General features: G+C 47.8%; 10 protein-coding genes. 9 read left to right on the top strand and 1 reads right to left on the bottom strand.

Annotated features, from left to right (window positions below):
* From malQ to ilvD, 6 genes are all read left to right on the top strand, one after another.
* The coding region (malQ, locus tag ACJMLT_RS07345) for a 4-alpha-glucanotransferase (RefSeq protein WP_405728777.1) at positions 1 to 1,056 on the top strand (1,056 nt) is incomplete at its 5' end.
* A 120-nt stretch (positions 1,057 to 1,176) separates the two neighbouring features.
* Positions 1,177 to 1,962 carry a hypothetical protein gene (locus tag ACJMLT_RS07340; protein WP_405728774.1) on the top strand — a complete coding sequence of 262 codons (786 nt, stop codon included), beginning with the start codon at positions 1,177 to 1,179 and terminating at the stop codon, positions 1,960 to 1,962.
* A 325-nt stretch (positions 1,963 to 2,287) separates the two neighbouring features.
* Complete coding sequence (ilvB, locus tag ACJMLT_RS07335) at positions 2,288 to 3,949, top strand: biosynthetic-type acetolactate synthase large subunit (protein WP_405728771.1); 1,662 nt, start codon at positions 2,288 to 2,290, stop codon at positions 3,947 to 3,949.
* 14 nt (positions 3,950 to 3,963) lie between these two features.
* Positions 3,964 to 4,500, top strand: coding sequence for an acetolactate synthase small subunit (gene ilvN, locus ACJMLT_RS07330; protein WP_405728768.1), 537 nt, complete (start codon positions 3,964 to 3,966; stop codon positions 4,498 to 4,500).
* Between the two features lie 45 nt (positions 4,501 to 4,545).
* Positions 4,546 to 5,538: a ketol-acid reductoisomerase gene (ilvC, locus tag ACJMLT_RS07325; RefSeq protein ID WP_405728780.1), complete on the top strand. Its 993-nt coding sequence runs from the start codon at positions 4,546 to 4,548 to the stop codon at positions 5,536 to 5,538.
* A gap of 66 nt (positions 5,539 to 5,604) precedes the next feature.
* Positions 5,605 to 7,272 (top strand): dihydroxy-acid dehydratase, encoded by a 1,668-nt coding sequence (gene ilvD, locus ACJMLT_RS07320; protein ID WP_405728765.1) that lies wholly within the window; start codon positions 5,605 to 5,607, stop codon positions 7,270 to 7,272.
* 81 nt (positions 7,273 to 7,353) lie between these two features.
* Here ilvD and ACJMLT_RS07315 read toward each other — a convergent pair whose 3' ends face one another.
* The gene (locus tag ACJMLT_RS07315) at positions 7,354 to 8,556 is read right to left on the bottom strand and encodes an ATP-binding protein (protein ID WP_405728762.1); all 1,203 of its coding nucleotides are present in this window, start codon (positions 8,554 to 8,556) and stop codon (positions 7,354 to 7,356) included.
* A gap of 212 nt (positions 8,557 to 8,768) precedes the next feature.
* Here ACJMLT_RS07315 and metF point away from each other — a divergent pair, with 212 nt between their 5' ends.
* The 3 genes from metF to ACJMLT_RS07300 all read left to right on the top strand — a co-directional run.
* The gene (metF, locus tag ACJMLT_RS07310; protein ID WP_405728759.1) at positions 8,769 to 9,641 is read left to right on the top strand and encodes a methylenetetrahydrofolate reductase [NAD(P)H]; all 873 of its coding nucleotides are present in this window, start codon (positions 8,769 to 8,771) and stop codon (positions 9,639 to 9,641) included.
* Positions 9,641 to 10,291 (top strand): Vitamin B12 dependent methionine synthase activation subunit, encoded by a 651-nt coding sequence (locus ACJMLT_RS07305; RefSeq protein WP_405728756.1) that lies wholly within the window; start codon positions 9,641 to 9,643, stop codon positions 10,289 to 10,291. The genes metF and ACJMLT_RS07305 overlap by 1 nt, the downstream gene beginning before the upstream one ends.
* Before the next feature lie 5 nt (positions 10,292 to 10,296).
* A partial coding sequence (locus ACJMLT_RS07300; protein ID WP_405728753.1) for a homocysteine S-methyltransferase family protein occupies positions 10,297 to 11,464 on the top strand: 1,168 nt, incomplete at its 3' end.

Genomic DNA, 11,464 nt, shown 5'->3' with positions numbered 1-11,464 from the left:
GACGGACAATGCTGGTATGAATGGCCTGCGGATATCCGTCTGCGGTATGGCTATTCCATGGATTGCTATCGGCGGAGGCTGTATTTCGATATTGAATTTCAGATGTATCTGCAGTTCAAGTTTTTTCAGCAATACTGGCGCCTGAAGCAGTATGCCAATGAAAGGGGCATCGGCATCATCGGGGATATCCCCATTTATGTTGCCATGGATTCTGCGGATACCTGGGCCCATCCCGAACTGTTCCAGCTGGATCAGAATAACGTTCCCCTGGCAGTGGCAGGCTGTCCGCCCGATGGCTTTTCTCCTGCGGGGCAGCTCTGGGGCAATCCCCTGTATTGCTGGGAATATCACAGGGAAACGGGCTATGCATGGTGGCTGAGCCGTTTGTGGTATGTGTTTCGTCTGTATGATGTGACGCGGATCGACCATTTCCGCGGCTTTGATGCTTATTATTCTATACCTTATGGGGCATGCACGGCCGTAAACGGACATTGGGAAAAGGGCCCCGGGATCGATTTGTTTCGCTGCGTGGAGCAAAATCTGGGATGGCATCCCGTCATCGCGGAAGATCTGGGCTACGTAACGGATTCTGTTCGGCAGATGGTAAGGGAAAGCGGCTTTCCGGGCATGAAGGTGCTGGAGTTTGCTTTTGACTCCAGAGATACCGGCGCTGCCAATGATTATCTGCCTCATAACTATCCGGAAAACAGCGTGGTCTATACGGGAACCCACGATAATGAAACGCTGAAGGGATGGTTTTGCTCCATCACGGAAGAGGAACGGACACGGGTGCGGGAATATCTCTGTGATTTTCATACTCCGACGGAGGAACTGGGCTGGGCCATGATTGCAATGGTGATGCGCAGCAAGGCAAATCTTTGCATCATTCCGTTGCAGGACTATCTGGGACTGGATAACCGCAGCCGCATCAATACACCCTCTACCATAGGGATCAACTGGCGCTGGCGTGTGAAGGAGGAACATCTGACAGAATCGTTGCAGCAGGAGATTCTGGCAGTGACCCTGCGTTATGGCCGCAGAAAACAGAGAGCGTAAAAAATAGCCGATTCGAAAGGATCGGCCTTTTCTTTTGTCAAAAAACGTCCTTTTTTCGGAATTTATGTTAGAATGATATCAGAAGAAATGGATGCGAAAGATTCGAAAGGAACAAAAGAGATGAATGAAGGAAAAGTGCTCGAAAAGGACAGAAAGGCTGTCAGTGGGCTGGCGATGAAAAAGAAAATATCCCCCATGCGCAGGATGTATATGGCGAAGCTGACTGGACGCTGTGTTGTCTTGGCGGGTTGCATTTTACTGGGGATCCTGCGTCCTCGGGAATTTGATGTGCTGCAGGATTTTACAGGAAGATTTTCTGTTTTGCATGTGCTTTGGGGGGCGTGGATGCTTGATATGCTGCTGCAGCTGGTTTATGTAAAAAAGCATGTGCCGTTGGGTTCTCAGAAATTATTTCGTCAAAGATATCTTCCTGTGGCAGGTGGATTTGACGGCCACGGCCTGCGTCATTATATCAGAGAAAGGACAAAGGCTGCCTATCAGATATTTCTTATTTATGGGGCAGGGATCGTGGTACTGGGGCTGCTGAAAAAATTTGATGTTCTGGGAGACATCGCCTTACTGGTCATCTGTGCGGCTTTTTATGTCTGCGACCTGATCTGTGTACTGATCTGGTGCCCGTTCCGTATTTTTATGAAGACCCGCTGCTGTACGGAATGTCGGATCTTCAACTGGGATCATCTGATGATGTTCAGCCCTCTGTTTTTTGTAGACGGATTTTATGCCCGCAGTCTGGTAACAGGGGCAGTGGTCGTATTCCTTCTTTGGGAATACTGCATCATGGCGTATCCCGAACGGTTTTGGGAACATTCCAATGAAGCACTGAAATGTTCTTCTTGTGTAGACAAATTGTGCAGTCAGTATTGCGGGAAGCGGAAAATCACATAAAAACGTGCCACAAAAAGGGGAGGAGCCGTAAAAAGGTTCCTCCTCTTTTTCTTGTCAGACAAAATAGGGGGTGAAAATGACAGAAAGAAGCTTGTTTTTGTGCGGCGTACAGGTGATGGAGAAAAAACAGAAAAAAGGAAGACAATATTTTGGTTAAAATGTACGCTTGTGTGTACAGTGCGTACATTTTTGTACTTATTTTTGTACGCATTAGTGTGTTATTACCGTTTTTTTTCTGAATTGACAGTATTTTTTGTAGGAGTATAATAAGACTATCATTTTTACAGAAGATGTAAAGTAAGTCACAAAAGAGGAGGGACCACGTATGAAGAAAACAGGTGCCCAGATGATTCTTGAAATTTTAATGGAACACGGCGTGGATACCGTTTTCGGTTATCCCGGCGGTGCAGCACTGAATGTATATGATGCGCTGTATGAATATCAGGATCGTATCAAGCACATTTTAACTGCCCACGAGCAGGGTGCTTCCCATGCGGCAGACGGTTATGCCAGAGCCACAGGGAAAACAGGCGTCGTTTTTGCTACCAGCGGCCCCGGTGCAACCAATTTGGTAACGGGGATCGCAACAGCGTATATGGACAGCATACCCATGGTTGCCATTACCAGTAATGTAGCAGATTCCCTGATCGGCAGAGATGCTTTTCAGGAAATATATATCACAGGCATTACCATGCCGATCACAAAACACAATTTCTTTGTAAATCGTATTGAAGATCTGGCAGATGCCATGAGAGAGGCATTCCGCATTGCGCAGAGCGGCCGCAAAGGCCCTGTCCTTGTGGATGTCACAAAAGATGTAACAGCAGCAATGATCGAATATGTGCCTGCCAAACCCCTTCCTTTGAAGGAAATGCCCAAGGCGACAGACGAAGAACTGAAACAGGTGGCAGCAGCCATCAATCAGGCAAAATGTCCCGTGCTTTACTTCGGCGGCGGTGCGGCTTCCCGTCAGGCGGAAAAAGAACTGCATGCACTGATGGAAACTGCAGATATTCCTGCAGCTCATACCATGATGGCAGCAGGTCTGGTACCACATGATGACGAAAGAAGCCTTGGCATGATCGGCATGCACGGCAGCGTTACAGCCAATCAAGCGTTGTTCCACGCGGACATGGTTCTGGCTTTGGGGACACGTTTCAGCGACAGAGTTGCTTTGAACATTGAAAAATTTTCTCCCGGTGCAGTGAAGATCCAGGTGGATATCGATCCTTGTGAGATCAATAAAAATGTACCGGTAGATCAGTATATCGTTGGCGATGTAAAGGACTTTCTGGAAAGACTGCTTCCTCTGATTGAACAGAAGGAACACCCTGAATGGAGAGCACGCATCGCCGAATGGCAGGAACAGCAGGAAAAAGTCGCATATCGCAGCGAAAGCCTGCATCCCGGCAGACTGATTCGTGATGTCTGCGATATGACAGATAAAGAAACAGTTTATGTTACCGATGTAGGGCAGCACCAGATGTGGGCAGCCCAGTATGTAAAACACAGCAAAACACGACATTTTCTGACAAGCGGGGGTCTGGGCACAATGGGTTATGGTTATGGTGCAGCCATCGGTGCTCAGGCAGCTTACCCCGAAAAAAGGGTCATCCATTTTACAGGGGATGCTTCTTTCCACATGAATATGAATGAAGCCTGCACGGCAGTCAGCCAGGAAATGCCGATCATCACGATTATTTTCGATAATAAAGTGCTTGGTATGGTTTATCAGTGGCAGACAGCCTTTTATGGCAGACGCTACGCATCCACAACGCCGGAAAGAAAAACAGACTTTGCCAAAGTGGCAGAAGGTTTCGGTGCAAAAGGATATCATGTCAGCACAGAAGAAGATTTTAAAAAGGCTTTTGCAGAAGCGCTGCAGGAAAAAGGCCCTGTATGGATCACATGTGACATTACAAGAGATCTGAAAGTTCTTCCCATGATCCCCAACGGCGGAACAGTGGAAGACATGATCCTGGAATAAGGAGGTGCAGGGACATGAAAGGGATTACAGTAAAAAAGGCAGTCAATCGTACCGTTATCTGCCTGATGGTAGATAACCAGCCCAATGTGCTTGCCCGCGTTTCCAGTCTGATCGGCCGCAGAAGTTTTAATATCAGCACCATCACTGCTTCGGAAACCAATATTGCAGGGATTACGAAGATCACACTGGTGGTCAGCGGAGATGATGAAAATGTATTGTATCAGATCATCACCCAGCTGGAAAAACTGGAACCGGTCAGAGAGGTTTATGTACTGGAAAATGACAGCAGTGTATACAGAGAATTGTTGCTCATCAAAGTAAAGGCTAACAAGAAAGAAAGAACAGAGCTGCATGAGATCACAGAAATCTATCGCGGCAAAGTCATTGGCTTGAATAAAGACAGTATGGTCATTGAACTGACAGGTTCTCCAAACAAACTGGATGGTTTTATGAGCATGCTGAAAGAATATGACATCGTAGAGGTTTCCAGAACAGGGGTAACGGGTATGGCTCGTGACGCTGTAGAGGAAACACGCACAACAGGTATTTGATAAAAAACTATAAATATACAAAAGAAAAAGGAGTAGATGAACATGATTAAAAAATATTACGACCAGGATTGTAACTTAGGTATGCTGGATGGCAAAACAGTAGCGATCATCGGTTTCGGTAGCCAGGGTCATGCCCATGCCATGAACCTGAAAGACAGTGGTGTAGATGTTGTTGTTGGTCTGCGTCCCGGTTCTGCCCATATTGCAAAAGCGGAAGCAGCAGGTCTGAAAGTTATGGATATTGAAGATGCAGCAGAAGCAGGTAACGTAGTAATGATGCTGGTTCCCGATGAACTGGCTCCTGCAATCTACAAAAACCAGATTGCGAAACACATGAAAGAAGGCGACACCCTGATGTTCGCTCATGGTTTCAATATCCATTACAACCAGATCCAGCCTGCAGATTATCTGGATGTATCCATGGTAGCACCTAAAGGCCCCGGTCATATCGTAAGAAGCCTGTATACAAAAGGCAGCGGTGTTCCTTCCCTGATCGCAGTAGAACAGGATAAATCCGGTAAAGCAAAAGAATTCGCACTGGCATACGCATCCGCAATCGGCGCAGGCAGATCCGGTATTCTGGAAACAACATTCAAAGAAGAAACAGAAACAGACCTGTTTGGTGAACAGGCAGTACTGTGCGGCGGTGTTTGCGAATTGATGGCAGCAGGCTTTGAAACACTGGTAGAAGCAGGCTATGAACCTGAAATGGCATACTTCGAATGTATCCACGAAATGAAACTGATCGTTGACCTGATCTACGAAGGCGGTTTTGACAAGATGAGATATTCCATCTCCAACACTGCTGAATACGGTGATTATGTAACAGGCAAACGCGTGATCACAAAAGAATCCAGAGAAGCGATGAAACAGGTTCTGGCAGAAATTCAGGATGGTACATTTGCAAGCACATTCGTTCAGGAAATGAATGCAGGCGGCAAAGCAAAATTCCTGGCTTCCCGCAGAAAAGCAGCAGAACATCAGATGTGCAAAGTCGGCAAAGAACTGAGAGAAATGATGAGCTGGCTGAAAAAATAAGATTTGACAGATACGGCGAGTTTCTAGGTTTTAGAGGCTCGCCTTTCTTACAAAGGAGGAAATGGAATGAAGGAACTGAGAAGTGCACAGGTGACCCAGGGCGTGGAAAAAGCTCCTGCAAGAAGCCTGTTTTATGCCATGGGGTACACAAAAGAAGAACTGGACAGACCTTTGATCGGCGTTGTGTCTGCCCACAGTGAGATCGTACCCGGCCATTTCAATCTGGATAAGGTGACAGAAGCGGTCAAAGCCGGCGTGCGCATGGCAGGCGGCACACCTATTATGATCCCTGCCATTGGCGTATGCGACGGGATCGCCATGGGGCATATCGGCATGAAATACAGCCTGGCCAGCCGTGAACTGATCGCGGACAGCGTGGAAACCATGACAATGGCTCATGCGCTGGATGGTCTGGTTCTGGTGCCCAACTGTGATAAGATCGTACCCGGTATGGTCATGGCAGCGGTGCGTATGAATATCCCTGCTGTTGTCTGCAGTGGCGGCGCCATGATGCCCGGTCTGGTTGACAATGAAGAAGTCAGCCTGTCCAAAATGTTCGAAGCGGTAGGCGCAAGAAAAGCGGACATCATCGATGATGCAAAACTGTACGAATATGAAACAAACACCTGCCCCGGCTGTGGTTCCTGCGCAGGTATGTATACAGCAAACAGCATGAACTGCCTCTGTGAAGCGGTTGGGATCGCGCTGCCTGGTAACGGTACTATCCCAAATGTTTCCAACAGACGTATGCAGCTGGCGAAACAGGCAGGTATGGCGATTATGAATCTGGTGGAAAAAGATATCAAAGCCAGAGATATCATCAATACCAGAAGCATTTATAATGCAGTAGCCTGCGATATGGCTCTGGGCTGTTCTTCCAACAGCGTACTGCATCTCTTGGCGATTGCCAACGAAGCAGGGGTAGACCTGAGCATGGAAATTTTCAACGAAATTTCTGCGAAAGTGCCCAATCTGTGCCATCTGGCACCTGCAGGCTCCACTCATATTTCCGATCTGAACAGAGCCGGCGGCATTGCTGCCGTACAGGCAGAACTGGCGAAAAAAGGTCTGCTGGATCTGGATGTTATGACAGCGACAGGTAAGACACTGGGCGATAACATTGCAGGGGCTTATGTTAAAGATTATGATCTGATCCGTCCCATCGATGATCCCTACAGTGAAACAGGCGGTATCGCTGTTCTGTGGGGCAACATTGCGGAAGACGGCTGTGTTGTAAAAAGAAGTGCTGTTGATCCGGAAATGCTGTGCCACGAAGGCCCTGCCCGTGTCTTTGACAGCGAAGAAGAAGCCATTGCAACAATTTATGCAGGCGGTATCCACCCCGGCGATGTTGTGGTGATCCGTTACGAAGGCCCCAAAGGCGGCCCCGGTATGCGTGAAATGCTGAATCCTACCAGTGCTTTGGCGGGCATGAAGCTGGATAAATGCGTTGCCCTGATCACAGATGGTCGTTTCAGCGGTGCCAGCCGTGGTGCATCCATCGGCCACGTCAGCCCCGAAGCGGCGGCAGGCGGCACCTTTGGCCTGCTGCAGGAAGGCGATATCATCGAGATCGATATCCCCAACAATCGCGTCAATGCAAAAGTCAGTGACGAAGAATTTGCGGCAAGAAGAGCGGCTTACGTTGCGCCCGCGCCCAAAATCACCAGCGGCTGGCTGTCCAGATATGCGAAACTGGTTTCCTCTGCAAATACAGGCGCAGTCATGAAATAAGAAATAAATCTCGAAAATAAAAAAATCGAAAGGATTCCTGAAATGTAAAGATCCTTTCGATTTTTTGTTTTTTCGAAAAAATTATAATTTTGCCAGCTGTGTTTCCACAAAATGCTTTGCTGTTCTGGGGCTTCTGCCGTTCTGGCGGATGGCAAAGGCCTCCGCGTTGATAAACAGTTCCTCTTCGGGCATATCCAGACCATATTCCTCTGCCAGATGTTTTACGATGGAAAGATAGCCTTCCTTATTGGGTTTCTGGAAGGTGATGGTCATACCAAAGCGGGCGGACAGGCTCATCAGCTCCTGCAGGGAATCGTTCAGGTGGATATCATCACCACTGCGTTCGCCCATGGATTCTTTTACCAGATGGCGGCGGTTGCTGGTTGCGTAAATAACAGTATTTTTCGCACAGACAGCCACACTGCCTTCCAGTGTCGCTTTCAGAGCGGCGAAATGTTCATCATTGCTGCTGAAACTCAGGTCATCGATAAAGATGATGAATTTCAGAGGATTTTCAGAAAGCAGTTCCAGCAGGGCAGGCAGACGGAACAGCTGAGATTTTTTCACTTCGATCAGGCGCAGGCCTTTGTCCCGCAGTTCGTTGGCAACGGCCTTGATGGTGGAACTTTTGCCGGTGCCTGCGTCGCCGTAAAGCAGCAGATTGCTGGGGGTGCCGCCCTTTAAAAGGGCTTCTGTATTGCGCAGGACGATGCCGGATTCCCGTTCATATCCGCTCAGCTGAGAAAGACTCTGAGGATCGGGATGCTTTACAGGCTGCAGGCCATCGGCTCCGAAGGAAAATACATGATATTTTGCAAAAACGCCATAGCCTTTTTCTGCGGCATGGGAGATCCGTTCTGCATAGGATGTATAAAAATCCAGAGGATTGTTTTCCCAGTCAGGCAGGAAGGCAGCCATTTCTTCGGAAAGGGATGCTTTGGCATCTTTGGGAGAAAAGGCAGCCAGTTCTGTGAAAAATTCCAGTTCTTTCTGTACTGCAAGAGAAACGGGAGCAGGACAGGGGGCACCTTTTGCGGCGGAAATCAGAAAATGATTTTCGTCTTCCAGTACCAGTTCCAGCAAGGCATTGGGCAGGTCGGTATCCCGTTCAAAAAGGGTAGAAGCAAAGGCGCCGTAGGCGGAGATGACTGCATCAGGGTCTTTGTCACCACAGGCCTTCAGCAGAGACTGCAGGTGCTGAACCAGAGGTTCTTTCAACAGACTGCGGAAGATAGTCAGTCCATTCAGTTTTTGAGAATAAATTTGGCAGGAAGCTGCATGCATGGCAACTCCTCCTTTCTTTTGTATAAATAATGATACAGTATAGCATGTTTGTGTACGAAAATCAATACAATAATACGACGGCAAATTGTGCGGATTTTCATACAAAGTTTGTGTATACATCTTGCTTTCCCGGCTGTATTCGCGGTATAATCAATTATTATGCACGGAAGAAAAAATAATAAAAAATGTATATAGAAAAGAGTGAGAAAACAATGAAATTAACAGAACTTTTTGCGAAAGACAAATGTAATCTTTCCTTTGAAGTATTTCCTAACAAAAAACCTGAAAATCTGGAAAGCGTAAAAGCAAAAACAGCGAAGATCGCTGCGCTGGATCCTGCATTTATGAGCGTTACATACGGTGCTGGCGGCGGTACCAGCCAGTTTACGCTGGAGATTGCAAAAAATATTCAGGATAACTGCGGTGTCCCTGTTCTGGCACACCTGACAGGGGTTTCTTCCACAAAGGAAGTAGTTGCTCAGAGAATTGAAGAACTGAAAGCAGCAGGTATCCAGAACATCATGGCACTGCGCGGTGACCTGACACCCGAAATGGAAGGTGCGGACAGAACAAACTGGGCTTATCAATATGCCATTGATCTGATTCGTGAACTGAAAGAAAAAGGCGACTTCTGCATCGGCAGCGGCTGCTATCCCGAAGTTCACCCCGAAGCGGCAAATATGATCGAAGATATCCGCCATATCAAGGAAAAAGTAGATGCAGGCTGTGATTTCCTGACAACACAGCTGTTCTTTGATAATGGGATCTTCTATGATTATCTGTATAAAGTGAGAGAAGCGGGTATTGCTGTGCCTGTGATCCCCGGTATCATGCCCGTGACCAATGCAAAACAGATGGAACGTTCTATCCAGATGTCCGGTTCTTTCATTCCCAGACATTTCAAAGCGCTGCTGGAAAGATTCGGCAACAACGATGCAGCCATGAAACAGGCCGGCATTGCCTATGCAACAGAACAGATTATTGATCTGTATGCAAACGGGGTCAAAACAGTACACGTTTATACTATGAATAATCCTGAAGTTGCCGAAAAGATCATGGCAAATGTGAAGGATTTTCTGGGCTGATGATTTACACGAAGAGTTATCCGGTACCAAACTGGAATGAACGGGAATGCCTGCGGTATGCAGGTGCGAACCCGAAGGCGGTTTCTCCGGAGGAGAGGGCATTGTTTGAAGCCTGTCGGGCGGAAGCAGAAAATAAACTGACATACAAGGTCTGCTGGGGCAGATTTCCAGTGAAAAGAACGGAAAACAGCCTTGATTTCGGTTTCCTGCAGACGGAATCCAAAGCCCTGAGAAAAAATCTGGAGGGCTGTGAGGAGGTGATCGTTTTTGCGGCGACCATCGGACTGGAGATCGACAGGCTGATTCGCAGATATACCAGCCTGTCTCCTGCCAAGGCGCTGTTTTTTCAGGCCATCGGTGCAGAGCGGATCGAAAGTCTTTGCGATGCCTTCTGTGATGAGCTGAAAGGGGAAGGATTGCAGCTGCGCCCCCGTTTCAGCCCCGGCTATGGCGATTTGCCTTTGGAATTGCAGAAGGATGTGTTCCGTGTGCTGGATTGTCCCAGAAAGATCGGTTTATCGTTGAATGAAAGTCTTCTGATGTCTCCCTCCAAATCGGTGACAGCCATCATTGGGATCGGTGAAGGAAAAATAGAAGTGAAAAATAAATGCAGCACATGTCAGAAGGCTGATTGTGCTTACAGAGGATGAAGTATATGAAATTTTTAGAATATCTGAAACAGAATATCCTGTATCTGGACGGCGGTATGGGGACACTTTTGCAGGCAGAGGGTCTGCAGCCCGGCGAACACCCCGAACGCTGGAATTTTGAACATCCCGAGGTGATCGTGAAACTGCAGAAGATGTATTTCGATGCAGGGACAAACCTCATTATTTCCAATACCTTTGGTGCGAACACACTGAAATTTGCATTGGATGAACTGGATAAAATCGTAAAACACGCCATGGAAAATGCAAGAACAGCGGCGGCAGAAAGTACAGGTACACAGGAAAAATTTGTGGCACTGGATATCGGCCCTACAGGCAGACTGCTGAAACCCTATGGCGATTTTGATTTTGAAGAAGCCGTGGCAGTTTTTGCGGAAACCGTGAAACTGGGTGTAAAATACGGCGCTGATGCGATTTTTATTGAAACCATGAACGACAGCTACGAAACAAAGGCGGCTCTGCTGGCAGCAAAGGAAAATTCCGACCTGCCCGTACTGGTTTCCAATGCCTACAGTGAAGACGGCAAGCTGATGACAGGGGCATCCCCTGCGGCTATGGTTGCCATGCTGGAAGGCATGGGCGCGGATGCCATCGGCGTGAACTGTTCCCTTGGCCCAAAAGCACTGGCACCTATCGTGGAACAGTATCTGGAAAAAGCATCTGTTCCTGTTCTGCTGAAACCCAATGCAGGTCTTCCCAGAGATGTGGACGGCAAAACTGTATTCGATGTGCTGCCCGATGAATTTTCCGATGATGTGGCAGAACTGGTGAAAAAAGGCGTGCGTATCTGCGGCGGCTGCTGCGGGACCACTCCCGATTATATTCGCGCAACTGTGGAAAAAACAAAAGACCTGACACCTGTGGAAGTGACAAAGAAAAACATTACCTGCGTGTCTTCCTATACTCATGCGGTGGAATTTGGCGCATCTCCGATTCTGATCGGCGAACGTATCAACCCCACAGGCAAAAAACGCTTTAAACAGGCATTGGTGGAACATGACATCGATTATATCCTGAATGAAGGTCTGGCTCAGCAGGAAAAAGGCGTACACATTCTGGATGTGAATGTGGGGCTGCCTGAAATCGACGAAGTGGAAATGCTGAAAACCGTTTCCTTTGAACTGCAGGCTATCATCGACCTGCCTCTGCAGATCG

The organism is Anaerotignum sp., assembly GCF_045122575.1.
GTDB lineage: Bacteria > Bacillota > Clostridia > Lachnospirales > Anaerotignaceae > Anaerotignum_A.
This window is presented reverse-complemented; position numbering and strand designations above follow the sequence as displayed.